We start from the raw sequence: 14,239 nt of genomic DNA, 5'->3' as shown, positions 1-14,239 counted from the left end.
CGCGATTGCAGAAAGCAAGGACGATGCTTATGAAACTGCAACTGGCCGCGATGGCCGCGTTGGTGATGGCAACGGCAACCCTGGCTCCGGTGGCGGACGCCAATGCCGGGGGACCGAAAGAAAATGTTTCGTGCGTGCCGGTGAAAGTGGACCACAACCGGGTCCACCAGCACTGCACGGAAACCTACACCGATGAGTTCGGCAACGTGTACGAAGCCGAGTACTGGATCGACGAGTACGGCAACCCTTACCTGCGCGACTGAGCTGGCAGGGGACTGCGCCGGGCCGCCCGCCGGGCCGGCGCGCATGCAGCAGCTGCCGCTCGGGTGCATGCTCTACCCGGGGGTAGTTGCACGACACCGCGCAGATGCGCGATTGCAGACACAAGGATGATGCCCATGAAACTGCACCTGGCCTCGATGGCCGCACTGGCCGTGGCCTTCGCTGGAATGATGTCGAGCGGCAACGCCAATGCCGGGGTTACCAGCCCACCCGGCAGCGTGACGCGCTGCGAACCATTTGAAGTGGAGCGCTACCGCATCCACCAGCATTGCATCGTGACCATGCCCGATGCGGACGGCGAGATTTTCCTCACCGAGTACTGGATCGACGAATACGGCAACCCGTATCTGATGTAATCCTCATCGACAAGGAGTGTGGGAATGAGACTGCATAAAGGCGTATCGGTGTGTTCGCTTGCCACCGTGCTGGCCGTGCTGATGCTGGCCCCCGTCGCCACCACAACGGCTGCCGAGGTCATCGAGGTCCAGGAAGAGTGTGTGCCCTTCCGCATCGCTGGCAACGTGTTCCACCAGCGCTGCACGTCGTACGTGGTCTACGACGACGGCACCCGCGAAGTCACCAGTCATTACAACCGTGACGAGAACGGGATGATCTACGACCCCTGATCGCGCCCGCGCGATCCGCCGGGCGGGACCTTCACCGCCCGCCCGGCATCTTCCATCCGCCCATCCCGGCATATCGCCGACCCCACCGTCCATGGCATGCTTCATGAAACCGCTTTCATGGAATGGAGGGATTCCACGATGTTGTCGCGTTTCCGTCGCCCTGCGCTGTATGCGCTGCTGGCGCTAGCTCTGCCTGCCGTCGCCTGGGCTGCTGCGCCGGCGCCACTGAAAGTGATGTCGTTCAATGTCCGTACCCCGGCCGATACCGAACCGGGCAAGCGCTGGCCGGACCGTCGCGATGCCATGGTCAAGGTCATCCTCGATGCACACCCGGCCGTGATCGGCACGCAGGAGCTGGTGAAGGAACAGGCCGACTTCCTGTCCGGGCATCTGCCCGGCTACCGCTGGTTCGGTGAAGGCCGCCGCGGTGGCAGCGGCGATGAACACATGGGCGTGTTCTACGACAGCAAGGTGCTGGCCATCGAGGAATCCGGCAACTTCTGGTTATCCGATACGCCCGAAGTACCCGGCAGCATCAGCTGGGGCAACCTGTACCCGCGCATGGTCACCTGGGCCCTGTTCCGGCGCCTGGACGATGGCCGCCGTTTCTACTTCATGAATACCCACCTGCCCTATCGCGACGAGGACGAACCGCGCCGGGTGAAGGGTGCCGAGCTGATCGGCAAGCGCCTGCAAGCCCTGCCTGCCGACCTGCCGGTGGTCCTGACCGGTGACTTCAACAGCGAGCCCGGCGGTGACACCTACAAGGCATTCACCCGCCTGCTGCAGGACACACGCACGCAGGTGAAGGCACCGCAGGGACCACGCCTGACCTTCCACGACTTCACCGGCAAGGCCACCGTACAGCTGGACTGGGTGCTGGTGCGCGGCTTCCATGCCCGCAGTTTCCTCACCGATGACCGCCGCATCGACGGCGTGCTGCCGTCGGATCACTTCCCGCTGGTGGTCGAGCTGGACTGGCCGAAGCACTGAATCTCCGCGGCCGCCGTGGCTACCGCGGCGGCTGCCGCGACAACAGCCGGTACAACGCCAGGTGCTGGTTGCGCGCTTGGCAGATGCGGGCGCCGACAGCAAGGAACACGGCAACGCCGATCAGGCCCAGCCCCAGCATCGGATCAGGCAGTCGCAGGAAACCGATCGCAGCGGCCATCGTCGCCAGCACCAGCAGCACAACGACCGCCACCGAAAGGCCCGCGCCGGGTGGCCCCGGGTCGCCAAACAGCATGCGCTGGGTATCCCGCCTGTCATCACTCATCGTATGTGCTCCCTGGAATCTGCCCCACTAGTTACACGGCGGACACGGCTTCCGGCAGAGTCAGAAACGTCACGACTGTGACAACGTCCACAGCACACGCCGCGCTACCCTGCCCCCGTTCCCGAACTGTGGAGAAAGGCATGGCACACCAGAGTCGCCTGGCCGGTTTCATCATCGATTGCGAGGGCATTCCCGCCGACGAAGGCGCCCGCTTCTGGTCCGCCGCGCTCGGCCTGCAGGCGCAGCCCGCCTATGCCGAAGACGGCGCCGAGTACGCCGACCTGCAGGGCGCGCCCGCAGGCCTGAACGTGGAGGTGCAACGCGTCAATCACCCTTCACGGGTGCACCTGGACATCGAGAGTGACGACATCGACGCCGAGGCCGACCGCCTGGAGAAGCTCGGCGCGCGGCGGATAGGCTTCGTCAAACGCTGGTGGGTGATGGAAGCACCGACCGGCCATCGCTTCTGCATCGTGCGCATGCGCGAGCGCGAGGTACCGGCCAATCGCTGGCCCTGAAAGAAGAAAGGGACGGAAGCCACTGCTTCCGTCCCCTGCGGTTACTGCACCTGCGCCACACTCGCCGGCTGCGGTGATTGACCCCAACCACCCAGCGCCTTGTACACCCCCACCACACTGACGTTGACCTCGGACTCGGCCGCGGCCAACGCATCATCGGCTGCCAGCTGCGTACGCTGCGCATCCAGCAGGGTCAGGAAGTCCTCCGAGCCCTCGCGATAGCGGATCTGCGCCAGCGACTCGGCACGGCGTGCCGCCTGCGCCTGCTCGACCACGATCGCCAGCCGCGCCTGCTGCTTGGAATAGCGGGTCAGCGCGTTCTCGGTGTCTTCCAGTGCCAGCAGCACCGTCTGCTCATACTGTGCTGCCACGCCTTCGGCCTCGGCCTTGCTGGCACGCAGGCGTGCACGTACGGTGCCGAAATCGAAGGCCGCCCAGCTCAGCGACGGCGTCAGCGACCAGGCCTTGTTGTTGCCATTGACCAGGCCACTGGCATCGCCACCGAGGAAGCCGACGAATCCGGACAGCGACAGCCGCGGGAACAGATCCGCCGTGGCCACGCCCACCCGCGCGGTAGCGGCGGCAAGACGACGCTCGGCCACGCGCACGTCGGCGCGTTGGCGCAGCAGCTCGCGGGTATCGCCCAGCGGCAGCGCCTTGGCGAATGCCGGCACTTCGTGCGGCGCAAGCATGGCGGTCAGCGTTTCCGGACGCTGGCCCAGCAGAACCGCCAGACGGTTGCGCGATTGCGTTTCGGCCACTTCCAGCAGCGGAATGTCGGCCTCGATCGCCTTCAACCGGGCACGACTGCTCTGCACGTCCAGCTCGCTGCCGGCGCCCAGCTCCCAGCGTGCCTCGGTCAGCTTCTGCGTCTCGCGCAGATTGACCAGGGTGTGCTGGGCCACGGCGATGCGCTTCTGCGTGCCGCGCAGCTCGAAGTAGTTGCGTGCCACTTCGGCGGCGATCAGTACCTGTGCGTCGGCCAGGTTGGCCTGCTCGGCATCGAGGTCGGCACGCGCGGCTTCTGCAGCACGGCGCTTGCGGCCGAACAGATCCAGCTCCCAGCCCGCATCGAAGCCGAGCTGGTAGCTTTCACTGAACACCCGCTGCCCACCCAGCTGCGGATCGGGTTGCTTGCGGCGATCGTAGCTGCCGCCTGCGGTGACATGCGGTGCCTGGTCGAAGCGGCTTTCGACGAACACCGCACGGGCCTGGCTGACGCGGGCCACGGCCACGCGCAGGTCCAGGTTGTCCGACAGTGCGCCGTGCACCAGCTCTTCCAGCACCGGATCATCGAACTGCGCCCACCAGCTGGCCACCGGCGAGGTGGTGCTGAACACCGGTTGCTGCGCACCCTGCAGCACCACCGGTTCCTGCACCGGCGCCTTGTAGTTCGGGCCGACGCTGACACAGCCAGCCAGCACCAGGCTGGAGACGGCCATCGCCAACGTGCGGATCACCATGGCAGCACCTCGCCCAGGTAAGTGAAGCTGCCGTTCGGGCCTTCATGGCCGATCAGTGCCATCTGCACGCTGGAACGCGCGCCTTCGCTGATCTCAATCTCGCCGTGGCCGCCGTTCATATCGGTTTTCACGTAACCCGGATGCACGGTATTGACCTTGATCTGGGTGCTGCGCAGTTCATGCGCCAGTGCCAGCGTCCAGCTGTTCACCGCTGCCTTGGAGGCGTTGTACGCGGGGATCTTGAAATCGTAGATGCCCGAGGTCGGATCAGCGTGCAGGGTCTGCGAGCCGAGCATGCTCGAAACGTTGACGATGCGCCCGGACTTGGCCTGCCTGACCAGTGGCAGGAAGGCCTGGGTCACCGCAACCAGTGCGTACACGTTGGTGTCGAAAGTGCGCTTCCAGGTATCAAGCGACTGTTCGGACGGCGCTTGCGCCGGGTTCTCGATCATGATGCCGGCGTTGTTGACCAGGATGTCCAGGCGCCCATGGCGCTGGCGTACCTGCTCGACCGCTTCGGCGATGCTGGCGGCATCGGTCACGTCCAGCTGGATGGCTTCCACCGGCAGGCCCTCGGCCTGCAGCTTCAGCGCCTGCTCTACGGCGGTCTCGCGCTTGCGGCCGGCCAGCAGCGTATGCACGCCGGCCTGGGCCAGCTGGCGCACGGTCTCGGCGCCGATGCCGCGGGTGGCGCCGGTGACCAGCGCGATCTTGTTCTGATGAGAGTTCATGGATTCTTGCCTCGTGAGGGGGAAGCCGCCGCCGGCCAGCGACCGGCGGCGACGGGGTTCCATGTCAGTGGTGGATGGTCGGCTCGCCGTGCTGCACCAGCTGGCCACCACCGTTGCGGGTGACGAACTTGCGCAGGGCCACGTAGAACACCGGGGTGAGGAACAGGCCGAACAGGGTCACGCCCAGCATGCCGGCGAACACGGTGATACCGGTCACCGAGCGCACCTCGGCACCTGCACCGTGCGACAGCACCAGCGGTACGGTGCCGGCGATGAACGCGATGGAGGTCATCACGATCGGGCGCAGGCGCAGGCGGCAGGCTTCCAGCGCAGCTTCAACGATACCCTTGCCGCCCATCTCCAGCTCTCTGGCAAATTCGACGATCAGGATCGCGTTCTTGCACGCCAGGCCCATCAGCACCACCAGGCCGACCTGCACGAACACGTTGTTGTCACCACCGGTCAGCCATACGCCAAACAGCGCGGACAGCAGGGTCATCGGCACGATCAGGATCACCGCCAGCGGCAGCGACCAGCTCTCGTACAGTGCGGCCAGCACCAGGAAGGCCAGCATGATCGCCACCGGGAACACGATGAAGGCGGCCTTGCCCTGGGTTGCCTGCTGGTAGCTCAGGTCGGTCCATTCGGTGGTCATGCCCACCGGCAGCACCTTGCCGGCGATCTCGGTCAGCTTGTTCATCGCCTCGGCCGAAGACAGCAGGCGCGGGTCGGCTTCACCGGCAAGATCCGCCGCCGGATAGCCATTGAAGCGCAGCACCGGGTCCGGGCCGAAGGTCTGCTTGATGGTGACCATCGAACCGATCGGCACCATCTCGCCGCGGTCATTGCGGGTACGCAGCTTGCCGATGTCCTCGACCGTTTCGCGGTACGGACCGTCCGCCTGCGCGATGACCTGCCAGGTACGGCCGAACTGGTTGAAGTCGTTGACGTAGGCCGAGCCGAGGTAGGTCTGCAGCGTGTCGAACAGTTCGGTGAGCTGCACGCCCTGTGCCTTGGCCTTGACGCGGTCGACCTCGGCATCCAGCTGCGGCACATTGGCCTGGTAGCTGGAAATCGGGAAGGCCATGCCCGGCGTCTGCGCAACGGTGCCCTGCATTGCCTGTACAGCATTCTGCAGCGCGCCGTAACCCAGGTTGCCACGGTCCTCGATGAACATCTGGTAGCCGTTGCCGTTGCCCAGGCCGAGGATCGGCGGCGGCATCATCGAGAAGGCGAAGCCTTCCTGCAGACCGGCGATCTTCTGGTTGATCTCGGCGTTGATCTGCGCGGCGGTACGGCCATGGCGCTCGGCGAACGGCTTGAGCGGAATGAACGCCACACCGGTGTTCGGCGTGTTGGTGAACTGCAGCGCGTTCAAACCCGGGAACGAGATGGTGTGGGCCACGCCATCGGTTTCCTGGGCGATCTTGGCGACCTTGCGCAGCATTTCATCGGTACGCGCGATCGACGAACCTTCCGGCAGCTTCACACCGGCAATCAGGTACAGCTTGTCCTGGGTCGGGATGAAGCCCGGCGGCACCAGCTTGAAGATCACACCGGTACCGACCAGCAGGATCGCGTAGACCACGAACACCGCACCACGACGGCCGAGGATGCGGGCCACGCCACGCTCGTACTTCTCCGAACTGGACTTGAAGAAGCGGTTGAACGGACGGAACACCCAGCCGAACAGGCGGTCGATCAAGCGGCTCGGGCCGTCCTTCGGCGCACCATGGGCCTTGAGCAGGCGCGCAGCCAGGGCCGGCGACAGGGTCAGCGAGTTGATCGCCGAGATCACCGTGGAGATGGCGATGGTGACCGCGAACTGCTTGTAGAACTGGCCGGTGACACCCGACAGGAAGGCCATCGGCACGAACACGGCACACAGCACCAGCGCGATCGCGATGATCGGGCCGGACACCTCACGCATGGCCTGGTGGGCCGCGGCGGTGGGCGACAGGCCTTCCTCGATGTTGCGCTCGACGTTCTCCACCACCACGATCGCGTCATCGACCACGATGCCGATCGCCAACACCAGGCCGAACAGGCTCAGCGTGTTGATCGAGAAGCCCAGCAGGTACAGCGCGGCGAAAGTACCGACCACCGACACCGGCACCGCGATCAGCGGAATGATCGACGCACGCCAGGTCTGCAGGAACAGGATCACCACCAGCACCACCAGCGCGATCGCTTCCAGCAGCGTGGAGACCACGGCCTTGATCGAGTCGCGCACGAAGATGGTGGTGTCATACACGGCTTCGTACTTCACGTCGGCCGGCATGGTCTTCTGCATCTCGTCCATCGTCGAGATGACCTGGTCACGGATCTCCAGTGCATTGGCACCCGGCGACTGGAAGATACCGATACCCACCGCGTTCTTGCCGTCCAGCTGCGAACGCAGGGTGTAGTCACCGGCACCCAGTTCCAGGCGGGCCACATCGGCCAGGCGCACGATCTCGCCATCAACACCGCTCTTGAGCACGATGTCGCCGAATTCCTTTTCAGTCTTCAGGCGGCCCTGGGCATTGATCAGGGTCAGGAACTGGCTGTTCGGCAGCGGTTCGGCGCCGAGCTGGCCGGCCGAGACCTGCACGTTCTGCTCACGCATGGCGCGCACTACGTCACTGGCGGTCAGGCCGCGCGAGGCGACCTTGTCCGGGTCCAGCCAGGCGCGCATGGCGTAGTCACCACCACCGAAGATCTGCGCGTCACCCACGCCCGGAATACGCGCCAGCGCATCCTTGACGTGCAGACGGGCGTAGTTGCGCAGGTACAGGGTGTCGTACTTGCCGTTCGGCGAGGTCAGGTGCACCACCATCAGGAAGGTCGGTGACTGCTTCTGCGTGGTCACGCCCTGCCGGCGCACGTCCTCGGGCAGGCGCGCCTGCGCCTGCGCCACGCGGTTCTGCACCTTCACCGCCGCCGCATCCGGGTCGGTGCCCGGGCGGAAGGTGACGGTCATCTGCAGCACACCGTCCGAGCCGGCGACCGACTTCAGGTACATCATGCCTTCGACGCCGTTGATCGCCTCTTCAAGCGGCGTGGCGACGGTCTCGGCAATGACCTTGGGGTTGGCGCCCGGATACACCGTGCGCACGACCACCGACGGCGGCACCACTTCCGGGTACTCGCTGATCGGCAGGATTGGAATCGTGATCAGGCCTGCGGCGAAGATCACGATCGACAGCACCGCCGCGAAGATCGGCCTGTCGATGAAGAAACGGGAAAAGTCCATGGAGGAATTCCTGGGAAAGGCGTTCGGCGGGCAACAGCCTCCCCGCCCCTCGCCGAGATGACGAAGGCAGGGAAGGCTGCTGCTGGCGCCGGCAGCTAAGCGGGGACGCGGATCAGGAGACGGCGGATCAGTGGTTCAGCGCGGCGGTGGCATCGCGGCCCGGTGCCGGCGGCGCAGCCTGCGGCTGCATCGCCACGGCCTTGGCCTGCACCGGCATGCCCGGCATGAAGACCTTCTGCACGCCGTCGATGATCACCTTGTCGCCGGCGGCCAGGCCGTGCTCGACAATACGCAGGCCGTCGGCGGTGCGGCCGAGCTGGATGTCACGGCGCTGGGCCTTGCCATCCTTGTCGACCACGTACACGTACTTGCGATCCTGGTCGGTCAGAACAGCCTTCTCGTCGATCAGCAGGGCCTGGAACTGGCCGCTGCCGAGCAACTGCACGCGGGCGAACAGGCCCGGCGTGAACTGGCGATCGGCGTTGTCCAGCAGCGCGCGGACGCGGATGGTGCCGGTGCTGCGTGCCACCTGGTTGTCGAGGAAGTCGACCTTGCCCGAATGCGGGTAACCCTCTTCGCCGGACAGGCCGACCTTCACCGGCAGATCGCTGTCACGCTCGCTCGGGCGTTCACCCTTGCGTGCCATCTGTGCATAGCGAAGGAAAGTGCTTTCATCGGCATCGAAGTAGACGAACACGGTGTCCAGCGAGACCAGCGTGGTCAGCACGCTGGCGCTGTCGCCGGCGGTGACCAGGTTGCCGGCGGTGACCATCGCGCGGCCGGCACGGCCGTCGATCGGCGCACGCACCTTGGTGAACTCCAGGTTGAGGCGGGCCGCATCCAGCGCCGCCTGCGCCGCCTGTACGGCGGCACCGGACTGGTCAGCCGCAGCGCGACGCTGCTCGGCCGTCTCGGTGGAAATGGCCTGCTGCTCGGACAAGCGCTTGGCACGCTCGGATTCACTGCGGGCCAGCGTGGCCTGGGTGCGGGCGCGGGCCAGTTCGGCAGCGGCGCGATCGTACTCGGCCTGGTAACTGCGCGCGTCGATGGTGAAGAGCACTTCGCCCTTCTTCACTTCCTGGCCTTCGACGTAGTTGACCTTGTCGATGTAGCCGGACACGCGCGGGCGCAGTTCAACGCTCTGTACCGCTTCGACGCGGCCGCTGAACTCGTCCCACTGGCTGACCTGCTTGACCAGCACCGGTGCAGCACTGACCTGCGGCGGCGGCGGTGCACCGGCTTCTTCGGCGTGGCCGCCGCTGCAGGCCGCCAGCACGGCTGCGGCGAGGATCGACACGCCGACCATCGCGATGCGATGGCCGAAACGATGTGGGGTGGAATTGGGGGAAGTCATGGCATGCATCCGTACGGAGGGGTGGTACAGCTAGATGAGAACGTGTTGCAAAAACAGGCGGCGTATCCTGCGACCTCAACCATGGTCGAGGTCAAGCGACGCCTGCGGTATCGCGCCACAGGGGAGGAACGTCCAGGTGCAGCAGGCCGCGCGGCAGTTCGGCATCACTGCTGTCGCAGCGGACGATGGCGCGGTTGTCGCGGCAGCCGTCGAGCAGGGAGACCACGCGACGGCCGACCAGCAGTGAGCTGGGCCACTCGATGCAGGCATTGGCCGCGTTGGCCGGCGTACACACCGGGCTGCAGACTTCCAGCATCTGCGCGCGCACGCCCAATGCCTGGGCTTCCTGGTGCACCACCTGCGCGTACATACGCAGCGCCGCAGTGGTGATCGAGGTTTCGCCGTAGCCCGCCCATGGCTTGGCATTGGCCGGGCTGCCGATCATCACGTAGCGGCGCGCATGCACGTTGTCCTGCAGCAGCGGCAGCAGATGACGCACTGCGTGCACGTGCGGCATCAGATCGGCCTGCATCGCGCCCAGCAGTTCATCGCCGTTGCGGTCAGTCACCCGGCCGCGACGGTAAGGGCCGCCCATTGCGGCGATCACTGCCGCCAGCGGACGCGGGCGATGCGCGATGCGTTCGGCCAGTACGCGCGCCGAGCCGTCATCGCTGAGCGAACCCAGCAGCGTCTCCAGGCCCGGCTCATCGGCGAACTGCTCATGCAGCGCCGCCAGCCGGCCCGGGTCGCGACCGACCACCAGCACCGGGCTGCCGGCTTCCAGCAGTGCGCCAACCACGCCTTGGCCGACGGCACCGGTGCCGCCGAGGACCAGGACTTCGGGCGTCAGCATCCCATTCACGGGACATTTCCTCCCAAATCCGGGATAGTCCCGATTCGACGCAGCCGGTCGCCCTTGTGCGGGGCCAGGCGGATGGCACCGCCACGCTGCTGACGCATCGGCGCGGTAAACTCACGGAAGTCCTTGTGTACCAAGGAACTCGGGCGGACTTCAACGGTCATTGCCAGGTCCAGGGTGCTCTGGCCGGCGTTCCGGAGACGGGCAAGAATGTTGCGCAGGCTCATGGCGGACGGGCTCCAAATAACGAATGGCGCCACGATAGACCTCAAACCTTTACTTGATTAGTCCTGATTAAGGGGAATAATCATCCCGCTCCCGGTCCAATCGTTCTGTCACGATTGTCCCATCCCCGACGTCCAGGATCCCAGACCATGTCCCACGATCTCAACGAGACGCTGATCTTCGTCAAAGTGGTCGAGCAAGGCAGTTTCATTGCCGCTGCCAAATCGCTCGGCCTGCCCAAGACCACGGTCAGCCGCAAAGTGCAGGAGCTGGAAACGCGCCTCGGTGCGCGCCTGCTGCACCGGACCACCCGCCGCCTCGGCCTGACCGAAGCGGGTTCGATCTACCACGAACATTGCCAGCGCATCGCGCGCGAGCTGGAAGAAGCCGAGAGCGCGGTGAGCCAGCTGCAGTCCGGTCCGCGCGGCTGGCTGCGCTTCACCGTGCCTTACTCGATCGGCATCACCTGGATTGCACCGCTGCTGGGCCAGTTCCATGCGCAGTACCCGGAGATCCGGCTGGACATGCATATGGGCAATGAGAAGCTGGACCTGATTGCAGGTGAGGCGGACCTGGCCCTGCGCGTGGGTGCCCTGCCCGATTCCAACCTGGTGGCACGCAAGCTGGGCAGCCTGCGCACGCAGGTGTTCGCCAGCCCGGCCTACATCGAACGCTATGGTGAGCCGCTGCACCCGGAAGAGCTGCAGTTCCATCGCATCCTGGCGATGCGCAAGCCGTACCACACCGGCAACTCGCCGCGCTTCACCTGGCAGCTGGGCGAGAACGGCGGCGAGCTGCGTGACTTCCCGGTCACCCCGCTGATGACCGCCAACGACATGTCTGCGTTGAATGGTGCATTGGTGTGCGGCGAAGGCCTGCTGCTGACCGGCGATGTGATGGCCAAGCCGTTCGTCGAGTCGGGCATGGTGCGCCGTGTGCTGGCCGGCTGGACCGGGCCGGAAGTGGACTTCAACGCCGTGTTCGCCGGTGGCCGCCTGGTCTCGCCGAAGGTGCGTGCATTCGTCGACTTCCTGGTCGAGAAGCTCAACTTCGACGCCAATTACATGCTGGCGCAGTGCCCGGGCGCGAAGCTGGCGCAGCAGCAGAAGGAAAAGGAAGATGCGGCGCTGGAAAGCAGCGGCAAGCGGATCCTGGAGAAGGTGGCCGCTTCGGCCGCATGACCGGAAGCATCCACGCATGGCGTGGATCTACCGGCATTCCGTAGAGTCGAGCTTGCTCGACTGCTCTTGCGCTTCAGTCGAGCAAGCTCGACTCTACGGGCGCTATCGGCGTGCCGAGCAACGCTCGGCACGCACAAAAATGCCGCCTGCAAGGGCGGCATTTTCGTTCCGGCCGATAGCCGGACCGGCTCAAGCAATAACGCGTAGCGTTATTGCTTGAGCGGAATCACGCGGATCTCGACGCGGCGGTTCTTGGCGCGGCCGGCATCGGTGCTGTTGTCGGCAATCGGGTACGACTTGCCGGCGCCCAGGGTTTCGATGCGCACGCTCTGCACGCCCTGGCCGATCAGGTACTGCGCGACCGAGTCGGCACGTTCTTTCGACAGGCGGTTGTTGACCGCGTCACTGCCGATGCTGTCGGTGTGGCCGACCACTTCGATCATGGTCTGGTTGTAGTCACGCAGGGTGCCTGCCACGCCATTGAGCGAGCCGTAGAACTGCGGCTTCAGGGTCGCCTTGCCGAAGTCGAAGGTGATGCCGTCCGGCAGGTTCAGCATGATGTTGTCGCCCTGGCGCTGCACATCAATGCCGGTGTTGGCAGTGCGCTCGCGCAGTGCGCGTTCCTGGCGATCCTGGTACTGGCCTACCGCAGCGCCGCTGAGCGCGCCGATACCGGCGCCGATCAGCGCATGCTGGCGACGCTCCGTGGCGCTGTCACCGGTCAGCAGGCCGGCGGCTACGCCGATGGCGGTGCCGATCAGCGCGTTGCGGCCGGTGCGGTTCTGCTGCTCGGTCGGGTTGCCGTACTGGTCACTCTGTACGTAGGAGCCGCCGGTGGCGCAGGCCGACAGGACGGCCGCACTCATCAGGGCCAGTGCGACGTTGCGGGTGGTGTTGCGGATCATGAGGTTCTCCTTGGTTTCCGGTCGGCCGGCGGCCTGCGGGCGCAAAGAGAATAAACAGCCCGATGCGATGCCGGAATGATGATCGGGCACACCGACAGGGCCTCGTTCAGCTAACTGACCAGATCGATCAGGTCGCCCTTTACCCCGCCCCCGACTGGCGGTAAGCCGCCAATGCGGCGTCGCGGCCCGCGGCCAGGTCCACCAGCGGCGTACGCGGATAGCCCGGGGCATGCGCGGCCAGCAGCAGCGGATGCTGCCACGGCGCGAAGCGCGCCTTCACCGGCAGCGCGGCCAGTTCGGGCACCCAGCGGCTGATGTAGCGGGCCTGGGGGTCGAACTTCTCGGCCTGGGTGACCGGGTTGAACACGCGGAAGTAAGGCGCGGCATCGGCACCGGTCCCGGCCACCCACTGCCAGCCCATCGTGTTGTTGGCCAGGTCGGCATCGATCAGGGTGTCCCAGAACCAGCGCGCGCCATGCAGCCAGTGCGCGCGCAGGTGCTTGCACAGATAGCTGGCCACGATCATCCGCACCCGGTTGTGCATGTAACCGGTGTGCCACAGCTCGCGCAGGCCTGCATCGACGATCGGCACGCCGGTGTTGCCTCGCTGCCAGTCGTGCAGCTGCGCGGCACCCGGTGTGGCCCACGGGAAACGGTCAAAGCGCGGGTTGAGGTTGTCGGTCGGCGTCTTCGGGAAGTGATGCAACAGGTGGTAGGCGAAGTCACGCCAGCCCAGCTGGCGCAGATAGCCGTCGACGTCGGCGTCGGTGCCGGCACTACGCAGCCCTTCCAGCGCATGGGCAATGCGCCACGGTGCGATCTCGCCGAAATGCAGGTGCGGCGACATCCGCGAGGTGCCCACGCGATCTGGCAGGTCACGCTGCTCGCGGTAGCCGCGCAGCGCACCGTCCTCGAACACGGACAGCGCTTCCAGCGCACCGGCTTCACCCGGCTGCCAGTGCTCCCAGAAGCCGGTATCCCAGTCCAGCGTCGGTGCCAACTGGAGATCATCCAATGCCAGGCTGTCGACCGCGTGCGTCGCCAATGCTTCCGGTGCGGCCTGCAGCGCGGGCAGGCGCCAATGACTGAGTACATTGCGCCAGTACGGCGTGAATACCTTGTAGGGCTGGCCCTGCTGGGTGGCGATGTCCCACGGCTCGAACAGCAGGCTGCCATTGCAGCTCTGTGCGTCGATGCCCTGCTCGCGCAGCGTGCGCTTTATGGTGGCGTCGCGTGGCTGGGTGGCCGGTTCGTACTTGCGGTTCCAGTACACCGCCCCGGCGCTGGTCTGCTCGATCAGCAACTGCAGGGCCGGCAGGCTGTCACCGCTGCGCAGCACCAGCGACGAACCGCGCACGCGCAGGTCGGCGTCCAACGCGGCCAGTGAACGGTGGCGCCACGCATCGGAGGCGGCACCCGGCACCCACTCACCCTCTTCGTGGGGCGCATGGATGTAGATCGGCACCACGTCGTGACCGGCATCCAGCGCGGCCTGCAGGGCCGGATTGTCCTGCAGCCGCAGATCACGGCGGAACCATACCAACGCTACCGACACAGACACCGCCTTCGTTGTTGAAGGCGGAC

At 65.8% G+C, this 14,239-nt stretch carries 15 protein-coding genes; 6 read left to right on the top strand and 9 right to left on the bottom strand.

Annotated elements, in window-relative coordinates:
- Window positions 1–29: 29 nt before the first annotated feature.
- The 4 genes from ACZK33_RS09560 to ACZK33_RS09545 all read left to right on the top strand — a co-directional run bounded on the left by ACZK33_RS09560 (window position 30) and on the right by ACZK33_RS09545 (window position 1,901).
- Window positions 30–263 (top strand): hypothetical protein, encoded by a 234-nt coding sequence (locus tag ACZK33_RS09560; RefSeq protein ID WP_032128272.1) that lies wholly within the window; start codon window positions 30–32, stop codon window positions 261–263.
- Between the two features lie 135 nt (window positions 264–398).
- Window positions 399–638, top strand: a complete 240-nt coding sequence (locus ACZK33_RS09555) for a hypothetical protein (protein WP_317217777.1) — start codon at window positions 399–401, stop codon at window positions 636–638.
- A 24-nt stretch (window positions 639–662) separates the two neighbouring features.
- Window positions 663–908 carry a hypothetical protein gene (locus ACZK33_RS09550; protein ID WP_121503703.1) on the top strand — a complete coding sequence of 82 codons (246 nt, stop codon included), beginning with the start codon at window positions 663–665 and terminating at the stop codon, window positions 906–908.
- 138 nt (window positions 909–1,046) lie between these two features.
- The gene (locus ACZK33_RS09545; protein WP_423174830.1) at window positions 1,047–1,901 is read left to right on the top strand and encodes an endonuclease/exonuclease/phosphatase family protein; all 855 of its coding nucleotides are present in this window, start codon (window positions 1,047–1,049) and stop codon (window positions 1,899–1,901) included.
- A gap of 19 nt (window positions 1,902–1,920) precedes the next feature.
- On the opposite strand, the gene ACZK33_RS09540 is transcribed toward ACZK33_RS09545, so the two are convergent.
- Window positions 1,921–2,184 carry a hypothetical protein gene (locus ACZK33_RS09540; RefSeq protein WP_049423576.1) on the bottom strand — a complete coding sequence of 88 codons (264 nt, stop codon included), beginning with the start codon at window positions 2,182–2,184 and terminating at the stop codon, window positions 1,921–1,923.
- 140 nt (window positions 2,185–2,324) lie between these two features.
- Between ACZK33_RS09540 and ACZK33_RS09535 the strand changes: the two genes are divergently transcribed.
- The gene (locus tag ACZK33_RS09535) at window positions 2,325–2,702 is read left to right on the top strand and encodes a VOC family protein (protein ID WP_154263208.1); all 378 of its coding nucleotides are present in this window, start codon (window positions 2,325–2,327) and stop codon (window positions 2,700–2,702) included.
- A gap of 41 nt (window positions 2,703–2,743) precedes the next feature.
- Here the strand turns inward: ACZK33_RS09535 and ACZK33_RS09530 are convergent, their stop codons facing one another.
- The 6 genes from ACZK33_RS09530 to ACZK33_RS09505 form a co-directional block, all read right to left on the bottom strand.
- Window positions 2,744–4,165: an efflux transporter outer membrane subunit gene (locus ACZK33_RS09530; protein WP_032128266.1), complete on the bottom strand. Its 1,422-nt coding sequence runs from the start codon at window positions 4,163–4,165 to the stop codon at window positions 2,744–2,746.
- Window positions 4,159–4,896, bottom strand: coding sequence for an SDR family oxidoreductase (locus tag ACZK33_RS09525; RefSeq protein ID WP_012510730.1), 738 nt, complete (start codon window positions 4,894–4,896; stop codon window positions 4,159–4,161). Before ACZK33_RS09525 ends, ACZK33_RS09530 begins: the two co-directional genes overlap by 7 nt.
- Before the next feature lie 64 nt (window positions 4,897–4,960).
- Complete coding sequence (locus tag ACZK33_RS09520; protein WP_032128264.1) at window positions 4,961–8,131, bottom strand: efflux RND transporter permease subunit; 3,171 nt, start codon at window positions 8,129–8,131, stop codon at window positions 4,961–4,963.
- A gap of 127 nt (window positions 8,132–8,258) precedes the next feature.
- Window positions 8,259–9,485, bottom strand: a complete 1,227-nt coding sequence (locus tag ACZK33_RS09515) for an efflux RND transporter periplasmic adaptor subunit (RefSeq protein ID WP_032128263.1) — start codon at window positions 9,483–9,485, stop codon at window positions 8,259–8,261.
- Window positions 9,486–9,576: 91 nt separating this feature from the next.
- Entirely contained in the window at window positions 9,577–10,347 is a 771-nt protein-coding gene (locus ACZK33_RS09510) for an SDR family NAD(P)-dependent oxidoreductase (RefSeq protein ID WP_049423570.1), read from the bottom strand.
- Window positions 10,344–10,571 carry a hypothetical protein gene (locus ACZK33_RS09505; RefSeq protein ID WP_032128321.1) on the bottom strand — a complete coding sequence of 76 codons (228 nt, stop codon included), beginning with the start codon at window positions 10,569–10,571 and terminating at the stop codon, window positions 10,344–10,346. Before ACZK33_RS09505 ends, ACZK33_RS09510 begins: the two co-directional genes overlap by 4 nt.
- Window positions 10,572–10,718: 147 nt before the next feature.
- Here ACZK33_RS09505 and ACZK33_RS09500 point away from each other — a divergent pair, with 147 nt between their 5' ends.
- Window positions 10,719–11,750, top strand: coding sequence for a LysR family transcriptional regulator (locus ACZK33_RS09500; RefSeq protein ID WP_005409107.1), 1,032 nt, complete (start codon window positions 10,719–10,721; stop codon window positions 11,748–11,750).
- A gap of 209 nt (window positions 11,751–11,959) precedes the next feature.
- On the opposite strand, the gene ACZK33_RS09495 is transcribed toward ACZK33_RS09500, so the two are convergent.
- Window positions 11,960–12,655: a YiaD family glycine zipper/OmpA-like lipoprotein gene (locus ACZK33_RS09495; protein WP_008267948.1), complete on the bottom strand. Its 696-nt coding sequence runs from the start codon at window positions 12,653–12,655 to the stop codon at window positions 11,960–11,962.
- A gap of 139 nt (window positions 12,656–12,794) precedes the next feature.
- A complete protein-coding gene (locus ACZK33_RS09490) occupies window positions 12,795–14,210 on the bottom strand; it encodes a cryptochrome/photolyase family protein (protein ID WP_478454412.1) in 1,416 nt (471 codons plus the stop codon).
- Between the last annotated feature and the right edge of the window lie 29 nt (window positions 14,211–14,239).

The organism is Stenotrophomonas sp. 86156_Sma, from assembly GCF_056481625.1.
This window is presented reverse-complemented; position numbering and strand designations above follow the sequence as displayed.

What these genes read in the sequence shown, in the direction of transcription:
- ACZK33_RS09560 (WP_032128272.1), top strand. Translation starts at nt 30, where the DNA reads ATGAAACTGCAACTGGCCGCGATGGCCGCGTTGGTGATGGCAACGGCA.
- ACZK33_RS09550 (WP_121503703.1), top strand. Translation starts at nt 663, where the DNA reads ATGAGACTGCATAAAGGCGTATCGGTGTGTTCGCTTGCCACCGTGCTG.
- ACZK33_RS09525 (WP_012510730.1), bottom strand. Translation starts at nt 4,896, where the DNA reads ATGAACTCTCATCAGAACAAGATCGCGCTGGTCACCGGCGCCACCCGC.
- ACZK33_RS09520 (WP_032128264.1), bottom strand. Translation starts at nt 8,131, where the DNA reads ATGGACTTTTCCCGTTTCTTCATCGACAGGCCGATCTTCGCGGCGGTG.
- ACZK33_RS09540 (WP_049423576.1), bottom strand. Translation starts at nt 2,184, where the DNA reads ATGAGTGATGACAGGCGGGATACCCAGCGCATGCTGTTTGGCGACCCG.
- ACZK33_RS09535 (WP_154263208.1), top strand. Translation starts at nt 2,325, where the DNA reads ATGGCACACCAGAGTCGCCTGGCCGGTTTCATCATCGATTGCGAGGGC.
- ACZK33_RS09530 (WP_032128266.1), bottom strand. Translation starts at nt 4,165, where the DNA reads ATGGTGATCCGCACGTTGGCGATGGCCGTCTCCAGCCTGGTGCTGGCT.
- ACZK33_RS09505 (WP_032128321.1), bottom strand. Translation starts at nt 10,571, where the DNA reads ATGAGCCTGCGCAACATTCTTGCCCGTCTCCGGAACGCCGGCCAGAGC.
- ACZK33_RS09495 (WP_008267948.1), bottom strand. Translation starts at nt 12,655, where the DNA reads ATGATCCGCAACACCACCCGCAACGTCGCACTGGCCCTGATGAGTGCG.
- ACZK33_RS09545 (WP_423174830.1), top strand. Translation starts at nt 1,047, where the DNA reads ATGTTGTCGCGTTTCCGTCGCCCTGCGCTGTATGCGCTGCTGGCGCTA.
- ACZK33_RS09555 (WP_317217777.1), top strand. Translation starts at nt 399, where the DNA reads ATGAAACTGCACCTGGCCTCGATGGCCGCACTGGCCGTGGCCTTCGCT.
- ACZK33_RS09515 (WP_032128263.1), bottom strand. Translation starts at nt 9,485, where the DNA reads ATGACTTCCCCCAATTCCACCCCACATCGTTTCGGCCATCGCATCGCG.
- ACZK33_RS09500 (WP_005409107.1), top strand. Translation starts at nt 10,719, where the DNA reads ATGTCCCACGATCTCAACGAGACGCTGATCTTCGTCAAAGTGGTCGAG.